This window comes from Brevibacillus fortis, assembly GCF_003013395.1.
Taxonomy (GTDB): Bacteria; Bacillota; Bacilli; order Brevibacillales; family Brevibacillaceae; genus Brevibacillus; species Brevibacillus fortis.
The window spans coordinates 263,329-281,418 of record NZ_PXZM01000003.1 but is presented as its reverse complement, the minus strand read 5'-3'; the positions used below and the strand labels follow the sequence as shown (position 1 = coordinate 281,418).

The window sequence follows — 18,090 nt, the reverse complement described above, 5'->3', positions numbered from 1 at the left end:
ATGAGAGAGGGAGATAGTGATGCATGAATGGGATGACGATTTTTTAGCGCAACGGTTTGATATTACTTCAAAAACGAGACCCAACGCCTTATTTTCCATGAAGGCAAGAGATTTGGTAGACCCGAAGCATATGAATGAGCTCGTACAAATCTATGCTCCGCTAATCAAGGCACATGAGCTGACTGCTGCTGGTACATACATCAGCAGTTGGCTCACGAGCCCTTCTCTCGGTCTTTCGTACATGATTTCTGTCTGGAATCGTGCACTTCCCATGACGCTGGATAATATGACGATCGAATTGTTTTACGAGGATGATTATCCGCAATTCGCGTTTGTGATCCCGGCGCATGAGATCGTAGAAGCGCCTGCCAGCGAAGCAGAGCGCGCAATCTGGCGGAACGAATGCTATCGTGCGTACTTCCAAGACTTCCTGCATCCGTTGCTCACGACTCTTGCAAAGGTGACAGGCAACCCAGAAGCAATGCTCTGGGGACAGTTCCCGACCAAGTTCAATTACCATACGGATGCATTTGTGGCGTTGGTAGAACAGGATAGTATCAAGCAACAAGTAAAGGCTGATTACGATGTCCTCTGTCATCAGCTGGAAGGCGAGAGCTTTGGATTGCAAAAAAATCCATTCCGCGTGCGTGTGCGTTGGATCGAGGATATGCGTGATCCTCAAGCGAAAGTCCGTATCAAGAATCAATGCTGTTTGTACTATAAGACGGGGGAGCAAAAGTATTGCTATACCTGTCCGCGGATAAAAGAAGAAGAGCGTGCGCTGATGAGAATTCGAGCGTAGCTGACCCTCCCTTTGTGGAGGGTTTTTTCTATACAATGTAGACGTATGGACATATGCTAGCTTCTTCCTATAAAGTAGAGTCAGAGGTAAAGTTGGAAAAATCAGAATGATTTCCAGGAAGGCGTGGTTCGTATACAGACAATGAACCAAAAGGAACTGGATCGCTACGTTCGAGATTTTCATCAAGCGGTTGTCAATCAGCAGCTTAGCCTGTATTATCAACCACTCTACGACTTGAGAACAGGCAAAATAATCGGGGCAGAAGCACTGGTAAGATGGAACCATCATGAAAGAGGGCTATTGCCACCAGAGTGGATATTGTTGTTAGCAGAAAAGAGCGGATTGATTCATTTGGTGGAGGAATGGGTGATTCGAACGGCTTGCAAGCAGAACAAAGCTTGGCAGGACGCTGGATTGCCACCTCTTGTGACAGGTGTGAATCTGTCATCCTATACCTTGGAATCGGACCAGTTGGGTAGCAGAATTCAAGCGATCTTAAACGAGACAAACTTGCAGCCTCACTATTTAGAGCTGGAATTTACCGAGGATTCTACCAGAGATGGAGAGCGTACAATCGAGATTTTAGCAGAACTAAAAAGAATCGGGGTAAAAATCAGCCTGGACGATTTTGGTAAGGGCTATAGCAGCATTCAACATCTATCCCGCTTTGCTATGAACAAGCTAAAAATCGATCAATCTTGTGTAAGGGAATGCATGAGCGATGTCACACAGACAACCGTTATCAAAACCGTCATGGCGATGGCACGAAGTCTGGACGTGCAAGTAACGGCAGAAGGCGTAGAGACGCAAGAGCAACTGGATTTTCTTTGGCAGCTTGGTTGTGATTCTGCTCAAGGATTTTGGTTCAGTGAGCCGATGCCTGCCGAAGACCTGGCTCGTGTGTTGAAGCGTGAGGAAAGGTTTAGGAACAGTGCCTTTCTTCAACTCAATGGTGGACAACACCGAATTTTTGATACATACGAAGTGGAGCAGAGTGAGCGAGGAGATGTTTTTCGCACGCAACAACTTGTGAGTGAATCGCCCTATCGATTAATTGCAGAAAACTTGTCTGATATTATCGTGATCATCAATAGTCAGGGGGTCATTACGTATATTTCGCCATCCGTTCAATCCGTTTTGGAGATCGCTCCCGATAAAGTAGTGAGTCGACACTTGCTAGCTGTACTGCCACTGGAAACGGGCAGGCTCGTTATGCAAACGATTCGCCAGATCACGGTGGAGAAGCAGCCTCGCCTCATTACCTTTACTTGTCCGGACCGGAATGGAAATAAGATCACGCTGGAGGCAAAAGGAACTCCGGTGATTCATGAAGAACATGAGCCGAACCAAGTCATATTTATCATCCGAAATCATACGAAGCACGTGCAGACAGAAGAGTTTTTACAAAAGATTGACAAGCTATCCGTCATTGGACAAATGGCTGCCGGTGTTGCACACGAAATACGAAACCCAGTAACTTCTATCAAAGGCTTCGTACAATTGCTACGTCGAGATCAATGGAAGAGGGAATATTTCGATATTATGCTGGCTGAATTTCACCAGTTAGAGAGTGTCCTGCGAGAATACGTCTTTTTATCAAGAGATTGTACAGAACCGTACGAACCAAGAAAGATAGCGGATTTGCTGCGACAGGTTACAGGAATAGTGCAAGCGCAGCTAGAGCTGCATGATCTGGTACTGGATGTCAAGGAAGTAGAAGGGACCACGATTTGGTGCGACCAGAATCAAATTCAGCAGCTTTTCATGAATCTTCTGTCAAACTCGGTTGAGTCGATGCAAGAAGGTGGAACGATTCACATCCTGGCAAGGATGAAAGAAAGCGAACAAGTGATGATTACAATCATTGATCAAGGCTGCGGCATGGAGGAAGAACGGCTGAAACGATTAGGGGAGCCCTTTTATAGCACGAAAGAGAAGGGGACCGGGCTAGGACTTATGATTTGTTATAAAATCATTCAGGCACACGGCGGGTATATCCATTTTTCGAGTGCTCCGAATAAAGGAACGACAGTGGAGGTTTCCTTTCCACTCAGAAAATCAAACCCAAGGCTCGATCCTTAACGTGATCAGGCCTTGGGTTTTTCGTACTTAGTCTTTCTTTGCCTGGGTTTCGGAAAATTGTTCTTGAACAGCTTCCAAAAAACGCTGCCATACCTCGGGAAGCTTGGGCTCTTCTGTAGGGCGGTGCATAGTGGAATTGCCGTCGTTTTGTTTCACTGGCTCCATTCTCCATCTATCCTTTCGTGTCTAGCCAATCATGACGCAGGGTGAACAAGTCCCGCAGTTCCTCCGTTGATAGCTCCGTGATCCAGCTTTCGCCAGTCCCGACAATTTGCTGGCTTAAGGATAGCTTTCTCTCCATCATCTCATCAATGCGTTCCTCAATCGTCCCGAGTGAGATGAATTTATAGACGTGAACATTGCGCTGCTGGCCTATGCGATGAGCACGGTCAGTGGCCTGATTTTCTACCGCAGGATTCCACCAGCGATCTACGTGAATGACGTGGTTGGCTTCCGTCAAGTTCAAGCCTGTTCCTCCCGCGCGCAAGGAAAGAATGAAGACGGCCCCGCGTTCATGGTCCGGAAGTGTCGCGTCTTGAAAACGAGCGATCATCTCATCGCGTTTTTCTTTCTTTGTGGACCCATTTAGGAAGTAGACTGGTCCATAGCCTTCCCGAGTCAGTACCCGTTGGAGCAAGTTGCCCATTTCGATGTATTGGGTAAAAATCAGGCAACGCTCTTTCTTTTGACGAAGATCCTCAACCAATTCCAGCAGCCTTTCCAATTTGTGCGAACGACTGGCTTCATCTGCTGTTGAGATTTCATTCAAAATGAGGGCGGGATGGTCACACAATTGTTTGAGACGTGTCAGTGTCGTCAGAATCAGACCGCGCCGCTCCATCGGGGAGGCTTTTTCCATTCGATCAAACATATCTTGAATCGCTGTCTCATAAAGTGCGCCTTGCTCGGTAGTCAGCGGTACATATTCCTTGCTCTCATTCTTGTCTGGCAAGTCTAGCTGAATGTTCGGATCGGTTTTCACACGACGGAGCAGGAAAGGCTGAATGAGTCGTTGCACTTGATTGATGAGTTGCTGGTCTTGGTCGCGCTCGATCGGATGGACAAAGCGCTGGGTAAATTCCCCGAGACTTCCCAAGTAGCCAGGATTCAGGAAGTCAAATATTGACCAGAGCTCACTCAGACGATTTTCGATTGGAGTGCCTGTGAGAGCGATCCGATGCCATGCTTTCAAATCGCGAACAGCTGACGCTTGTTTTGTATAGGCATTTTTAATATTTTGCGCCTCGTCGAGACAAATCGTATCCCATGTAACCATTCCCAGTTCCTGCTCATCCAAATGGGACAGGGCGTAGGAGGTAATGACTAGATCCGCACCCTTGATAGCTGGCAAAAACGCCTCCTTCTTTTGGCGATCGTTGCCATAATGAATCATCACTTGAAGAGAAGGGGCGAATCGCTTCAGCTCTTTTTGCCAGTTGCCTATGACGGAGGTCGGGCAGATCAGAAGAGATGGAGTACTGGCTGGGCCATGTTGTTTGACGTGTAGCAAATACGTAATAAACTGAACCGTTTTCCCCAATCCCATGTCATCGGCCAGACAAGCTCCCAACCCAAACCGGCGTAAAAAGAACAGCCACGAACTACCCTCCAGCTGATAATTTCGCAACGTCCCGTGAAAAGTAGAGGGCTGCTCCATGATCGGGATGCGCTTTGTTTCTTGCAATTGATTCAAGAGCTCTCGCAAATGCTGGTTTAGCTGAACATCAACAGTTAGGGAAGTGGCGAAGTCGAACTCATCATCGGGCAGCTCCTCAGCCTCCACAGAAGGGGAGAGGTGCATTCTCATGACATCGCGCAGCGTCATGCCGTTTTTCGCTTGGTTTTTCTTGAGCGCTTCCTGCAACTGTAAGAATAGATCGGGAGTCAATTGTACCCAATGCCCGCGAATTTTCAGCAGGCGCTGCTTTTGTTTAATGAGTTGTTCAAATTCCTCTTCGGTGAGCTCCACAGGTCCCAAGGCGAGCTTCCATTCAAAATCCATGAGCTGGGAGACACCAAGAAAGGACTGTCTGCTAGCACCGACAGAAGAGGTAATCTTGGCTTTCAGCTTCGGTTTTACCCTCCGTACTTGTTCCCACCAAGCTGGCAGAAAGACGTGAATACCTGCTTGCACCAACTGCAAACTGCTCGACGTCAAAAAGATCCATGCTTGCTCGTTCGTCAGTTGGGTGAGAAAACGGCTTTGTTTGTCCTGGGTGTCTTTTAGCCAGGGGAGAATCTCTTTGCATTTGCCAAGGTCCGTGAGAAAACGATTCCAGTGTTCACGCCAGTCAGCAGGGATGCGGGCGGTGGCTACTCCCTCAGCTGTCAGCTGGTGTGGCTCAATGAGAAATAACTGATCTGGCTCTTCGCGATTCTGCAAATACACTTGGAGTTGCCAGTCATTGGGGTGCTCCTCTGCTTCGACGATTTGCAAGCATGTTCGAAACGGTGTCGTATCCGGCAGCCAGCCTATCGATTGCAACCATTCCTGTTCCTGAAGGTGTGGAGAAAGCTCGGCGCCCATGACGTACAGAGCCGGGTATTGCGTCAATAGCTGCTCCCACCTGCGTCCAATCTCGCGAGAGCCTTGCAAGGATTCCTCCAGGACGAGCGAAAGCCACCTGTGTCCGTACTCCGGAAAATCGTGAGGAGCATGCAGAGCTCTCCAGCCTATCTGTCCTTTTTTCCAGGAAGAAAAATCAGGTGCAAGGGAGCCTTGGGCGAGCGTATCACGGATCATTACCGCTACATGTGTAAATTGTTCAAATGGCGTGCTGGATGAATAGGTCCGATGCAAAAGCCACTGGGGGGAAACGAAAAAGGAGAGGGCCTTGGCAGGGCTGAGCAAAACGCCATGCTCGTTTTTGTCCAGGAAGGTGCCGTAATAGGATGACTCATCCCACGCAAAAAGCGTTCCTGCCAATTCTTCTGGATCGATCACTGCTCCTTGCGTGTCTTTGCCAGTAATCAAGAATTGTCCGTCTGCCAAAAGCTCTCCGTCTAGAACCAATGTAGTGACGGTGTTCATAAGTTGAAATTTCCTCTCCTTAGCTCTTCTTGAAAAGCACGTAACCGATTATGCTTGACAGATAATTGATCAACGTATCGTTCCCAGCGCGCATCTTGGTTTGCCTTGTTGTAAATCGTCCTTACCTTTTTCATGAGCTTGATCGCTTCTTTGTAGGCCGTTCGATTACGCTCCGCAATCAGCCTGTTCACCTCCCGCAAATAAAAAGGGAAGAGCAGAGTCGGTTCGGCTTCCTCGATTTCTTTCACCTGCATGATCGAGATATCTGCCATCGGCACTTGAAACGACATTTGCAAATCGATCCATTGCTGAAACTGTCGTTCTTCATATAAATAGGCAGCATATTCGTGATAACTGCTCGGTAAGAACTGCTTCAGCTTGGCGCCGCACTCGGCTGATCGTCCGACTTTCTCCATCGCTTCCTGCCAAATGGCGATGACGAGTCGGTATTGCTGTGAATCGGCTTGGCCGATTAAGGTCGTCAAAGAAGCAGTCCAATCGAGAAATCGTTGCCATTCCCCATTTCGAGCAAATGATTTCATATAGGACAAGTAGAAGGAGAGGTTCAAGCGGCTCATTCTTTTCCAGATACGGAGAGCAGCTTCGTCCTCTTTTTCCATCACATGAAAGTGGGCACGGAGCAGCAATCCTTTTTCCTTTTCGGCGGCAGAACTGTTTTCATCGTCGATCAGTTGATCCAGCACATGGATCTCCTCTTGGATCCACTCCGGCTTCTTCAAAAGCATCCACCATAACATTTGATAGGCGAAGATCCAGTAGAGAGAAGTGGCTTCGTTTTCTTTCAATTGTTTTGTCAGATGAAGAGTTTCTACGATGGCATCCTGGTGGTCAGTCAAAAGAGCAGGGATATCCGCGAAGTACAATGTCCCTTCTAATTGATCCAATAGCCGCTCGGCTGTCTGAACCAAATCTAAGAACCAGTAAGATTGGCGATACGTATTAACGAATTGCGTAAGCTTCATGAGATGAAACAGATTGGCATGAATGACAAAAAGTTGAGCCCGATCCTTTGGCCACGATGCAGCAACACCCAGCACATTTTGATAGCTCGATAATAACTCAGAGGAAGCTCGATACGATTCCATGGCCGCAAACAGGTTACGTGTCCAGCTTTCAAAAAATGTCCACCACTCTTTGACAGAGCTGTTCTCGGTAAGCGAAAAGGAAACAGACGCTGTATGAGACTGAGAAGTAGCGGTATGACTGTATTTATAAGCAGGAATCAGCATATGAGGAGAAAAAGTAACCCGTCTTGGTTGTTGGGAGCGGGTCAAATACGTACGAGGATTCTCGAACACACTGTACATCTGAAAAAAAGTAGCAGCAATATGCTTGCAAATGCGCGAATAAGGGCAGGTACAGGTACTGTTTTGAACCGTTTCCATATCGAGGCGAACATGATACACCTCGGAGCCTTGAACATCACTCGTCAAATAATGGCCTTGTTCTACGCGCGTATTGAAGACGACGCCATCTGAAAAGTACGTATAGCCCCGTTCAATGATGTGTCCTTCGACGGCAATTAGGATTTGCTCGCCTACTTGTATCGCTTGTTCCCGAGTCAACTCTCTTTGCAACATGTAGTCAGATCCTCCGAACGAAGTGTCATCCCTCCATTATAACCCAAAATGCGGAGAATGGAAAAAGATGCGTAGGATCACAGCATCGACAAACTGGTTTGACCTAGAGCAGAAACAATGCTTAATTTTTGCGGGGACTGGGTGTATACTGTACACGTCGAATAAAAAACAACTGAACGCAATGTGTTTTGTTGTCTTTAGTTGTATTTGTACAACGAGAGAGAAGGGGCACACATGCTATCGATTTCGATTTTGCTCGTACTATCGTCTGGCCTTGCGCACGCAGTCTGGAACCTGTTCACGAAAAAAAGTGAGAACAAAATGGCGTTTCTTTGGTTGATTACATTGCCAACAACCATAATCCTATTGCCAGTTCTCATTTGGGAATTGATGAACGTACAACTGACATGGTCCTTGGTTCTTTTTCTGTGTATGTCCTTTTTCTTGCAAGGATGCTATACCTTGTTGATTTCAAAGGCGTATACATACGGGGATATTTCACAGGTATACCCCATCATGAGGGGGACGGGGACGCTTCTCATTCCGTTTTTTAGCGCGATCTTTTTTCAAGAGTATCTATCTGTACCGGGATGGCTGGGTGTCATTTGCATCGTGATCGGAGTTTTCGCCATTAGCGGGATGATTGGCACTGGTCGCAAGGTTCAACCTGTGAATCCGCTTGCCCTGCGATACGCATTTGCAGTTGGACTATGCATTACAGGGTACACGTTAACTGATAAGCAAATCGTGCAACAATTTTCTCCATTCGCTTTATTGGAAATAACTAACTTTGCGTGTCTGATTGTCGCCGGGAGCTTCGTTTGGAAGAAAGGACTCATCCGCCGTGAGTGGCAAAAAAACTGGAGAACGATTGTGCTTGGTGCCGTTCTTTCACCAGGCTCGTACTTGTTGTTCTTGTTTGCCATGACTTTGGCACCACTTGCAGCTATTGCACCTATTCGTGAGGTAAGTACGGTTTTTGGGACGCTGCTCGGGGTGTTTCTGCTAAAGGAGCGACAACGCTTATGGCGTCTGTCCATGTCTTTGATGATCACGATTGGCATTATATCTATTGCTGTTTGGGGCTAATCGATGTTCAAAAGTCGGCTGGGAGAAATCCTGGCTGGCTATTTTTTTGCTACCAGGGAAAGATGAGGTGGTAAGAAAAAAACGGCTAAGGATGATCAAAATGGATGCAAAAGCAGTTGCACCGATCACTCATAAGCGGACGAAAAAAAGAAGGATCGTACTGAGAGCTCTCGGAATCATCATTGGAGCTTTGTTGGTAGCAGTCGGACTGGAAATATTTCTGGTTCCAAACAACATCATTGACGGTGGTGTAACCGGTGTATCTATTATGGCCTCAAAGCTGACAGGAGGCCCACTTGGATTATTTTTATTCCTGCTGAACCTGCCCTTTTTACTTATTGGCTACAAGCAAATTGGCAAGACATTTGCGGTTTCTACGCTGTTCGGAGTCGTCGTGATGTCGTTAGGGACGAGCTACCTCCATCATGTTCCTAGCTTGACGGACGATTTGCTCCTCTCTGCTGTTTTTGGGGGAATCATCATCGGAATCGGTGTCGGTCTCGTCATTCGCGCGGGCGGCTCCTTGGATGGAACGGAGATTGTAGCGATCCTGATGACGAGGAAAAGTCCGTTTTCGGTCGGCGAAATGGTCATGTTTTTTAACATCTTTATTTTAGGCAGTGCTGGCTTTATTTTTGGGTGGGACCGGGCCATGTACTCGTTAATTGCTTACTACATCGCTTATAAAATGATTGATATCACCATGGTCGGACTCGAGCAATCTAGATCAGTATGGATTATCAGTGATTATCCAGGAGAAATTGGTGATGCGTTAACGGCGAGATTGGGGCGGGGAATTACCTATTTGAATGGGGAAGGTGGCTACTCCGGAGACGTCAAAAAAGTCATCTTCTGTGTCATTACTCGGCTGGAAGAAGCAAAGCTGAAATCCATCGTGGAGGAAATCGACGCCTCAGCATTTTTGGCAATCGGTCATATTCACGATGTTTCTGGTGGGCGGTTTAAGAAAAAGAATATTCATTAGCCAACGAGTTGGGCCCCCTTTTCCTGTAGGTTGAACGGCGAGAAGGGGGTTAAAAAATGTATTGACCATGATGACAGAATTATTTTACGATTAACTTATACCAAAATACAAAATGTCATTCCGTATTTTGGGACGATAAAGTGGTGATGAAAAATGGAAAAAACAGCAAACCGAAGTGTGTTGAAAACACTGGAGTTCTTAGAGTACTTCATCGGCAACAGTGAATTGAGTCTGGCGGAACTCGTGGAATTGTCACAGATGCCGAAAAGCACGGTATTTCGGATCATCCAAACCCTTGAAATGCGTGGTTTCGTCTCCAAAACCACGAACCATCAACCGCCCAAGTACCAACTGGGCTTGAAGCTACTCGAGTTTGGAAACATCGTGGCACAGCGATTGGAGATCAGAAAAATTGCGCTTCCGTACATGCTGCAATTACGTGATAGCGTCGAGGAAGCCGTCAATTTGATTATTCGCGATCAAGATGAAGGAGTTTACATTGAAAAAGTAGATACACGTGGGTACGTGCGGATATACACCCAGGTAGGGCGAAGGGCGCCGCTGTATGCCGGAGCGTGCCCGCGCATTTTGTTATCGTTCATGCCAGATGACGAAATTACCGCTTTTCTGAATCGGGTTGAATGGAAAAAAATCGCTCCTGATACGAATACGGATGAGCAACTGTTGTGGAAATGGATACACGATGCGCGTAAGAGTGGTTACACCGTGAGCTACGGTGAACTGGAGCCGGATTCTGCAGCCTTGGCAGTCCCCATTCGTGATTTTACAGGACAAGTGATTGCTGGCTTGAGCTTAGCTGGGGCCACATCGCGTTTTACGGAGGAGCGTTTGGGACATTTGGTCCAGGAGACAAAAGCAGCTGCGAAAAGCATCATGAGCCAGCTGGGATATACGGAATCAATCACAGGCAAATAGGGGGAGTACGACATGAAGACGATTTTGGTAACAGGGTTTGATCCGTTTGGCGGTGAGTCCGTCAATCCAGCATGGGAATCGGTAAAAGAGCTAGGAAAGATCGAGTCTGCGCATTATCAAGTGGAGCTGCGTCAAATTCCTACTGTTTTTGATAAGTCGATCGACCAGCTTTATGCAGCGATTGAGGAAACCAAGCCGGACATCGTGCTTTGTATCGGACAAGCAGGTGGACGTGTCGATATTGCAGTGGAGCGCGTCGCCATTAATGTGAACGATGCTCGTATTCCAGACAATGAAGGAAATCAACCGATTGATACACCGATTCGGGAAAATGGAGCTGTAGCGTACTGGTCTACCTTGCCTATCAAGGCCATCGTCCAAGAATTGAGAAAGCAAGGAGTACCTGCGTCCGTTTCACAAACGGCCGGAACATATGTGTGCAATCATCTGTTTTATGGATTGATGCACCATCTAGCCGAACATCACCCATCAACACGTGGGGGATTCATCCATATTCCATATTTGCCCGAGCAGGCAGCAAGGCAGGCAGGACAGCCAAGCATGGCACTGGAAACGATTGTGAAAGGGTTGCAAATCGCAATAGAGGCAACGATTTCGCATGATCAGGATATTGTTGTGAGTGGTGGACAAATCAGCTGATCAAGAGGGGAAACGAATGAAGAACTATGAATTCTCTCCACTTGGCGATTCGGGTGTCATTGTCAAGCTAGGGGATGTGATTGTTCAAAGGACACACGAGATTGTCGTTATGTTCACGGATTATCTTCAGGAGAATCCTTTTCCGGGAATGATGGAGATCGTCCCTGGTTTTACCACCGTTGCGGTCTATTATGATCCGATCATTCTCGCACAGCAGTCTCTCCACGAGCTTATGCCTTACGAGAGCGTCCTCGCAATCCTTGACCAAATGTTCCAAGAGCTCACTGTCACACGCAAGGCACAGCCTAGGCTGGTTGAGATTCCGGTTTGCTATGGTGGAAGCCTTGGACCGGATTTGGACATCGTTGCGCAACAGAACAGTCTCACAAGGGAGGAAGTCATTGCGATTCATTCATCTGCAGGCTATTTGGTCTACATGATTGGATTTGCTCCCGGTTTTCCTTATCTCGGAGGAATGGACGAACGATTGGCGACCCCACGCCGCTCCTCGCCTCGCCTGTCGATTCCAAAAGGCAGTGTAGGAATTGGCGGCTCGCAAACGGGTATATACTCAATCGAGACTCCGGGTGGATGGCAAATTATCGGGAGAACACCGCTCAGTCTATTCCAACCAAACGAAAGTCAGCCAAGTCTTTTGCGTGCCGGAGACAAAGTTTGTTTTCGTCCTATCTCCGAGCAGGAGTATGAGTATGAGGTTGGGAAGAAGGTGTTTCCATGAGCATAGAGGTTGTATCCCCAGGGCTATGTACAACCGTGCAAGATATGGGCAGATACGGGTATCAACAGCACGGCGTCAATGTCGGTGGCGCGATGGACACACCAGCCGTACAGATAGCCAATATGCTCGTAGGCAATCAACGAGATGCTGCCGTACTAGAGTTGACGATAAAGGGACCGACACTCTTGTTTCAAAAGGACATGCTGATTGCGATCTGTGGTGGCGATTTCAGTCCGACCATTAACAAGAAACTAGTCAAGTCCAATCGAGCTGTCTGGGTAAGAAGAGGAAGCATTTTGCAGTTCAGCCATGCGAAACAAGGGTGTCGTGCTTATCTCTCCGTTGCTGGTGGATGGGATGTGCCAATCGTGATGGGGAGCCGCAGCACGAACCTGCGCGCGGGATTTGGGGGATTGGCGGGAAGAATGCTGCAAGCAGGTGATAGACTCGGTCACAACCCGCAGAGTCCATTCAGTTCGTATCTCGCAAAGCAGTTGGAACAAAAAGCCAGAGATCATGCTTTTTCTTATACGGATTGGTTTATTCCTTCCAGTTATTTTGCACATAGTCAGGAAAGGGGAGTTCGGGTTATTCGCGGGGATCAGTTCGATGATTTCACAGCAGAAAGCCGTCAAAGCTTTTTCGAACAGGCATTTCAAGTATCTCCCCAATCAGACAGGATGGGGTATCGCTTGACGGGACCTACTCTTGCTCTCACGTCTTCACTGGAGTTGATTTCTGCTGCTGTTACGATGGGAACGATTCAGGTTCCCCCAGCCGGTCAGCCGATTATCCTGATGGCAGACAGACAAACAATCGGCGGATATCCCAAGATCGGTTATGTGGCGACTGTGGATTTGCCAATCATCGCTCAATTGCGACCGGGAGAAACCATACGTTTTCAAGAGATTTCTCTTCATGATGCGCAACGGGCGCTGCACGAACGCGAACGGACCATGAATGAGATCAAGTTGGGGATGGAACTGACTGTGGGGTGGAGGTAAAAAATGAAGAGTGTAGATTTAAACTGTGATATGGGAGAGAGCTTTGGCGCTTACCGAATTGGGAATGATCAAGCCATCCTTCGCTATGTCAGCTCGGTAAATGTAGCTTGTGGTTTCCATGCAGGAGACCCGGGAACGATGAGAAAAACGGTGAAAATGGCGCTGGAGGCAGGTGTGGCCATTGGTGCCCATCCTGGATTCGCTGATTTGGTCGGCTTTGGACGCCGCAACATAGAGATTTCCCCTGAAGATGCATACGATCTAGTTGTGTATCAAATCGGAGCCCTACAAGCGTTTGTACGGGCAGAAGGGGGCATCATGCATCATGTGAAGCCACACGGCGCCTTGTACAATATGGCTGCCACAAGACCCGCTCTGGCTGAATCGATCGCGATGGCCATCTACAAAGTGAATCGGGAGCTGGTTTTATATGGCTTGGCGGGAAGCGAGTTGACGCGTGCAGGGGAAAAAATCGGTCTTGCGACGGCGCACGAAGTGTTTGCAGACCGTACGTACCAGCAGGATGGTACGCTGACACCACGCAGTCAGCCGGATGCGATCATTACGGATCAACAGCAGTCCCTCCAGCAAGTCATTCGTATGGTGAGGGAAGGACTCGTCCTGACCCAGCAAGGCGTGGATATCCCGATTCAGGCTGATTCGATTTGTATTCATGGCGACGGTGCCCATGCGTTGGAATTCGCACAGAGCATCCGGACAGCTTTGTTGGAAGCCGGCATTACAATAGCAGCACGATTTGCTCGATAGACATCTATCGGGCTTTTTGTTTTCAACAAAGCCTACCTTTGGTCCAACGACACTAAACTCGTTTTCCGTATCGTTGTCAGTTCGCGATCCTTCAGTCGGATTGGACAGCAAATGACAAAAGGACTTTCCTCGTCCAGCAGGGGGTAATGTTTAAAAGCATTCGAGTCTCGTACGATGTAAAGAAACTCATTCCTTTCCGTTAACATGTCGGTTTCGCTCCGTAAGCTGTTGATCATTTGTGTTTTACTATGTCCGGTTTGAATTGGAATTATCATCTAAGAAATCGAATGGTTTCCTATGGGGAGGGGAACAATCAAACAAAGAACGAAGCGTGAAGAGAAATCGAAATTGAGGGGTTCATATGGTGGAAGTTAACTGTGATACGTCATCGCTGAAGGCTGAATTACTGCAAGAGCTGAGGGGAATATCCGTTACGTTAGATGAGAGCATCCATGCATTAAAAAGCGAAAACGATTGCCTGCTCGGGACGTTTGATCATATACGCACCAAGTTTAGCCGACTCGAAACAGTAGCAGCCTCGTTTTATTTGCAATGCTACCTCTCACCCTATACGGAAAAATATCTGGATTTGTCCATGGCAGTGCAGCACTTGTCAAAAAGGCGTCAAGGCGCATTGATTGTCGTTGAGCGCGAGGACCCGCTTGAGTTACTGCTGCAAGCAGGCATACCGATTGGGGCGACGATGAGCCATTCCTTGCTGGAGTCGATCTTTTATCCAGGCAGTCCTTTGCATGATGGGGCAGTCCTGATTCGGGATAATCATATCATTTCTGCGGCCAATGTCCTGCCATTATCACAGGTTGTGGTCGGGGAAAAAAAGCTGGGAACCAGACATCGTGCTGCTTTGGGCTTGAGTGAAAAAAGCGATGCACTGATCGTCGTTGTTTCCGAGGAAACGGGGAAAGCGTCCTTTGCCATGCAGGGACACTTGTATCCGATTATTTCACCTTCATGAAAGTGCTCTGCGAGAAGTCCATGCAGCAGGGAACAAAAACGAGGCTGGATTTGTCATGATGATGATTAAATCCAGCCTCTCGCTATGTCTCTTTCAAGTTAGATTCAAGCCCAATTTCCGTTGCGGAAAAGTGGTTCGCGCTTGCCGTCAGCTGTTTCGCCATCAATATTCATCTCAGCTGAGCCGATCATGAAATCGACGTGAGTGAGGCTGATATTGATACCGCGGCTAGCCAGTTCCTCATTGGTCATGTCAGCGCCACCTTCAATATTCACGCTATAAGCGTTCCCAATCGCCAAGTGGTTGGAAGCATTCTCATCAAAGAGCGTGTTATAGAAAATGATATTTGATTGCGAAATGGGGGACAGGTGAGGAACCAAGGCAACTTCCCCTAAATAATGTGAGCCTTCATCTGTTTCAATTAATTGCTTCAGGGACTCTTCTCCCTTTTCAGCCGTTGCCGAGACAATTCTTCCCTTTTCAAATGTCAGGGTAAAGTTCTCGATCAAATTCCCATGATAGCTCAAAGGCTTGGTGCTGCGAACGGTTCCGTTTACCCCTTCTTTTAACGGCGCGGTAAAGACTTCTTCTGTCGGCATGTTAGCCATGAAGGAGGCACCGTCTTTATTTACGCTACCGCCACCAATCCATATGTGATTGGCAGGCAGCTCAATCGTCAAATTGGTGCCGGGAGCTTCGTAATGCAGATAGCGATATTGTTTGGCATTGAGCTGATCCACCTTGCTGTTCAGTGTCGCGTGATGGTCATGCCAAGCTTGGACAGGGTCATCCATATCTGCGCGAGTTGCGCGGAAGATCGCATCCCACAGGGCTGGTTCCTGTTCCTCTTGTGGCAAATGCGGGAAGACCATAGCAGCCCATGCAGGTGATGGAACAGCAAGCACGCACCAGCTCACTTTATCGGACATGGTATAGCTGCGGAATTTATGAAGAGCTTGTCCTGCTGTTTTGTTGGCAGTAGAAATGCGGTCTAGATTTACCCCTTTCAGCAAATCGGGATTCGCTGCAGAAATGTAGAGAAACGCCGCGCCATTTTCCGCCATTTCCTCTAATCCCTGTACCTTCCATTGCGGGTATTCACGAAACGCTTCCTCAGGAGCCAAATCATATTTCATCCGTGTGAGTTCATCGTCGGTCCATTCAATATGTACGTGCTTGGCACCTGCTTCGTACGCTTTTTTGGCTACCTTTCTCACAAAAGGAGCAGTAGATATTGGAGCTGTTACGACTAACGTTTGCATAGGCTGTACATTCACGCCGACTTTTACAGCGAGATCAGCGTAGCGGTCAAACAAGGTTTCAAAAGACATGGTTCATTCCTCCTTTTAAGAACAAAAGGCTTACTTGCACTCTATCTATTTTACCTTCCCCTCCGAAAACACCTGCTTATGATTTGAAAGAATTTCCTAGGAAAGCGCAGAAAAAGACAGATTACGGCCTATTTCGAGCAAGTTATCCACTTGTTTATTTTGGTTAATTGTAGGAAAATTCAAATGAAAAGGCAATTTTATTACATAAAAAATATTTTATTGGCAGAATTAAAGGAGGCAGTCAGAGTGAAGACAAGACAGACACGTGATCAAGTCGCTGTCGAGAATACGTGGAACCTGAACGATCTGTTTGAGAGTCAGGAAGCGTGGGAGCAAGAATTAACAGAAATTGTACATCATCTGCCTGTCGTCACTGCATTTAAAGGTCAGCTGCATACGAGTGGAGAGACGTTGTTGGCATGTTTGGAGGCAAACGAGGCGATCAATGTTCGGGCGAATATCGTAGCGACGTACGCTAGACTGCGATCGTCTGAAGACGGAACGAATCCACAAAACCAAGCAAACTCAGCACGGGTAGGGGATGTCGTGTCCCAGCTGAACGCTGCACTTTCTTTTATACCATCCGAGATTTTGGCTCTGCCTGAAGGGAAAATCGAGAGCTTCTTGGAAGAAGAACCAGGACTCGAAGTATTCCGCAAAAGCCTGAATGATTTACTGGAAACAAAGCCGTATCGTCTGTCGGCTGAGACGGAAGAAGCGTTTGCTGCGATGGGCGAGGTTTTCTCTGCACCATACAACATTTACGCGCGCGGAAAGCTGTCAGACATGTCATTTGCACCCGTCAATGATGGCGCAGGAAATGAGCGTCCAGTATCCTTCGCGCTGTTTGAGACCGATTATGAAATGTCGTCCGATACGACGCTGCGCCGTGCTTCGTACGAATCTTTCTCGAAGACACTCGCTTCTTACCAAAACTCCTTCGCTGCGGTATACGCAACAGAGGTGAAAAAACAAACAGTCATGTCTCGTCTGCGTGGCTATGAAACCGTAACGGATATGCTGCTGAAGCCACAGCAAGTTACACTGGATATGTACCACAACATCCTGGATATCATCGGAAATGAACTCGCACCGCACATGCGTCGCTATGCGAAGCTCAAAGCAAAAGAGCTCGGCCTTGAGAAATTGGCCTTTTGTGATTTGAAGGCGCCGCTTGATCCTGATTTCAGCCCGCCAATTACGATTGAAGAAGCTGGGCAAAAGATACTCGCTTCCTTGCAAGTGATGGGACCAGAATATACAGCCATTATGGAAAAAGCACTGAATGAACGCTGGATCGACTACGTAGACAATGTGGGCAAATCGACAGGTGCTTTCTGCTCAACAACATACAGCAAGCATTCTTACATTCTCATTACGTGGTCGGGAAATATGCGCAGTGCATTTACGCTGGCACATGAGCTGGGGCATTGCGGACATTTTATGCTGGCGACAAGGGAGCAAAGCTTTACGAACTCTCGTCCATCGCTGTACTTTATCGAAGCGCCTTCCACACTCAACGAGCTTTTGCTCGCGCAGCACATCGTGGATCAATCCGACGATCCTCGTCTGAAGCGTTGGGTCATTTTGCAATTGATGAATACGTACTATCACAACTTTGTCACGCATCTGCTAGAAGCGAGAATGCAACGTAAAGTGTACGAAGCAGCGCAAAAAGACGTACCATTGACTGCCAAACAGCTCTCAGAATGGAAAGGGCAAGTGCTCGCAGACTTCTGGGGTGATGCAGTTGATCTGGACGCTGCAGCGAGTCTTACATGGATGCGCCAGCCGCACTATTACATGGGGCTGTATCCGTACACATACGCTGCCGGTTTGACCGCTTCTACAGCAATGGCAGCGAGCATCAAGCAAGAAGGGCAACCTGCCGTTGATCGTTGGATCGAGGTGCTCAAAGCCGGCGGGACACTGACGCCGCTGGAACTGATGAAAAAAGCAGGAGTGGATATGTCAGATCCGCAGCCAATCCGCGAGGCTGTCGCATACGTCGGCAGTCTGGTTGACGAGCTGGAACGACTGTTTTAACCTGATAAAAGAAGAAAAGGCTTGTGATCGGAGGATCGAC

Annotated in this window: 15 protein-coding genes and 1 pseudogene; 11 read left to right on the top strand and 5 right to left on the bottom strand. The window is 47.8% G+C overall.

Annotated features, from left to right (window positions below; all coding sequences use genetic code 11):
• The first annotated feature begins 19 nt into the window (after positions 1 to 19).
• Positions 20 to 802, top strand: a complete 783-nt coding sequence (locus C7R93_RS02895) for an IucA/IucC family C-terminal-domain containing protein (RefSeq protein ID WP_106837387.1) — start codon at positions 20 to 22, stop codon at positions 800 to 802.
• A 123-nt stretch (positions 803 to 925) separates the two neighbouring features.
• On the top strand, positions 926 to 2,884 hold the full coding sequence (locus C7R93_RS02890) for an EAL domain-containing protein (RefSeq protein WP_244191433.1): 1,959 nt from the start codon (positions 926 to 928) through the stop codon (positions 2,882 to 2,884).
• 27 nt (positions 2,885 to 2,911) lie between these two features.
• Here C7R93_RS02890 and C7R93_RS30150 read toward each other — a convergent pair whose 3' ends face one another.
• Genes C7R93_RS30150 through C7R93_RS02880 form a run of 3 tightly spaced genes read right to left on the bottom strand, consistent with a single transcriptional unit; the run spans position 2,912 to position 7,516 of the window.
• The gene (locus C7R93_RS30150) at positions 2,912 to 3,049 is read right to left on the bottom strand and encodes a hypothetical protein (RefSeq protein ID WP_167402424.1); all 138 of its coding nucleotides are present in this window, start codon (positions 3,047 to 3,049) and stop codon (positions 2,912 to 2,914) included.
• A gap of 7 nt (positions 3,050 to 3,056) precedes the next feature.
• The gene (locus C7R93_RS02885; protein ID WP_106837385.1) at positions 3,057 to 5,915 is read right to left on the bottom strand and encodes a DEAD/DEAH box helicase; all 2,859 of its coding nucleotides are present in this window, start codon (positions 5,913 to 5,915) and stop codon (positions 3,057 to 3,059) included.
• The gene (locus C7R93_RS02880; RefSeq protein WP_106837384.1) at positions 5,912 to 7,516 is read right to left on the bottom strand and encodes an SWIM zinc finger family protein; all 1,605 of its coding nucleotides are present in this window, start codon (positions 7,514 to 7,516) and stop codon (positions 5,912 to 5,914) included. The genes C7R93_RS02885 and C7R93_RS02880 overlap by 4 nt, the downstream gene beginning before the upstream one ends.
• A 234-nt stretch (positions 7,517 to 7,750) precedes the next feature.
• On the opposite strand from C7R93_RS02880, the gene C7R93_RS02875 reads away from it, so the two are divergent.
• The 7 genes from C7R93_RS02875 to C7R93_RS02845 all read left to right on the top strand — a co-directional run bounded on the left by C7R93_RS02875 (position 7,751) and on the right by C7R93_RS02845 (position 13,697).
• Entirely contained in the window at positions 7,751 to 8,605 is an 855-nt protein-coding gene (locus C7R93_RS02875; protein WP_106837383.1) for a DMT family transporter, read from the top strand.
• Between the two features lie 100 nt (positions 8,606 to 8,705).
• On the top strand, positions 8,706 to 9,590 hold the full coding sequence (locus C7R93_RS02870) for a YitT family protein (protein ID WP_106837761.1): 885 nt from the start codon (positions 8,706 to 8,708) through the stop codon (positions 9,588 to 9,590).
• Positions 9,591 to 9,743: 153 nt separating this feature from the next.
• A complete protein-coding gene (locus C7R93_RS02865; protein ID WP_106837382.1) occupies positions 9,744 to 10,526 on the top strand; it encodes an IclR family transcriptional regulator in 783 nt (260 codons plus the stop codon).
• A gap of 12 nt (positions 10,527 to 10,538) precedes the next feature.
• Positions 10,539 to 11,186: a pyroglutamyl-peptidase I gene (gene pcp, locus C7R93_RS02860; RefSeq protein ID WP_106837381.1), complete on the top strand. Its 648-nt coding sequence runs from the start codon at positions 10,539 to 10,541 to the stop codon at positions 11,184 to 11,186.
• 16 nt (positions 11,187 to 11,202) lie between these two features.
• Positions 11,203 to 11,925, top strand: coding sequence for a 5-oxoprolinase subunit PxpB (pxpB, locus tag C7R93_RS02855; RefSeq protein WP_106837380.1), 723 nt, complete (start codon positions 11,203 to 11,205; stop codon positions 11,923 to 11,925).
• Positions 11,922 to 12,929, top strand: coding sequence for a 5-oxoprolinase subunit C family protein (locus tag C7R93_RS02850; protein WP_106837379.1), 1,008 nt, complete (start codon positions 11,922 to 11,924; stop codon positions 12,927 to 12,929). Before pxpB ends, C7R93_RS02850 begins: the two co-directional genes overlap by 4 nt.
• A gap of 3 nt (positions 12,930 to 12,932) precedes the next feature.
• Positions 12,933 to 13,697, top strand: a complete 765-nt coding sequence (locus tag C7R93_RS02845; RefSeq protein WP_106837378.1) for a LamB/YcsF family protein — start codon at positions 12,933 to 12,935, stop codon at positions 13,695 to 13,697.
• Between the two features lie 18 nt (positions 13,698 to 13,715).
• Here C7R93_RS02845 and C7R93_RS31090 read toward each other — a convergent pair.
• Positions 13,716 to 13,903: pseudogene (locus tag C7R93_RS31090) on the bottom strand (hypothetical protein); the annotation flags it as partial.
• Between the two features lie 155 nt (positions 13,904 to 14,058).
• Between C7R93_RS31090 and cdaS the strand changes: the two are divergent.
• The gene (cdaS, locus tag C7R93_RS02835; protein WP_106837377.1) at positions 14,059 to 14,673 is read left to right on the top strand and encodes a sporulation-specific diadenylate cyclase CdaS; all 615 of its coding nucleotides are present in this window, start codon (positions 14,059 to 14,061) and stop codon (positions 14,671 to 14,673) included.
• Positions 14,674 to 14,777: 104 nt separating this feature from the next.
• Here cdaS and C7R93_RS02830 read toward each other — a convergent pair whose 3' ends face one another.
• Positions 14,778 to 16,004: an aminopeptidase gene (locus C7R93_RS02830; RefSeq protein WP_106837376.1), complete on the bottom strand. Its 1,227-nt coding sequence runs from the start codon at positions 16,002 to 16,004 to the stop codon at positions 14,778 to 14,780.
• Positions 16,005 to 16,250: 246 nt separating this feature from the next.
• On the opposite strand from C7R93_RS02830, the gene pepF reads away from it, so the two are divergent.
• Entirely contained in the window at positions 16,251 to 18,050 is a 1,800-nt protein-coding gene (gene pepF / locus C7R93_RS02825) for an oligoendopeptidase F (protein ID WP_106837375.1), read from the top strand.
• Positions 18,051 to 18,090 lie beyond the last annotated feature (40 nt).

Excerpts from the sequence above, each read along its gene's own strand:
- C7R93_RS02895 (WP_106837387.1), top strand. The coding sequence starts at position 20 with ATGCATGAATGGGATGACGATTTTTTAGCGCAACGGTTTGATATTACT.
- C7R93_RS30150 (WP_167402424.1), bottom strand. The coding sequence starts at position 3,049 with ATGGAGCCAGTGAAACAAAACGACGGCAATTCCACTATGCACCGCCCT.
- C7R93_RS02885 (WP_106837385.1), bottom strand. The coding sequence starts at position 5,915 with ATGAACACCGTCACTACATTGGTTCTAGACGGAGAGCTTTTGGCAGAC.
- C7R93_RS02880 (WP_106837384.1), bottom strand. The coding sequence starts at position 7,516 with ATGTTGCAAAGAGAGTTGACTCGGGAACAAGCGATACAAGTAGGCGAG.
- C7R93_RS02875 (WP_106837383.1), top strand. The coding sequence starts at position 7,751 with ATGCTATCGATTTCGATTTTGCTCGTACTATCGTCTGGCCTTGCGCAC.
- C7R93_RS02870 (WP_106837761.1), top strand. The coding sequence starts at position 8,706 with ATGGATGCAAAAGCAGTTGCACCGATCACTCATAAGCGGACGAAAAAA.
- C7R93_RS02865 (WP_106837382.1), top strand. The coding sequence starts at position 9,744 with ATGGAAAAAACAGCAAACCGAAGTGTGTTGAAAACACTGGAGTTCTTA.
- pcp (WP_106837381.1), top strand. The coding sequence starts at position 10,539 with ATGAAGACGATTTTGGTAACAGGGTTTGATCCGTTTGGCGGTGAGTCC.
- pxpB (WP_106837380.1), top strand. The coding sequence starts at position 11,203 with ATGAAGAACTATGAATTCTCTCCACTTGGCGATTCGGGTGTCATTGTC.
- C7R93_RS02850 (WP_106837379.1), top strand. The coding sequence starts at position 11,922 with ATGAGCATAGAGGTTGTATCCCCAGGGCTATGTACAACCGTGCAAGAT.
- C7R93_RS02845 (WP_106837378.1), top strand. The coding sequence starts at position 12,933 with ATGAAGAGTGTAGATTTAAACTGTGATATGGGAGAGAGCTTTGGCGCT.
- cdaS (WP_106837377.1), top strand. The coding sequence starts at position 14,059 with ATGGTGGAAGTTAACTGTGATACGTCATCGCTGAAGGCTGAATTACTG.
- C7R93_RS02830 (WP_106837376.1), bottom strand. The coding sequence starts at position 16,004 with ATGTCTTTTGAAACCTTGTTTGACCGCTACGCTGATCTCGCTGTAAAA.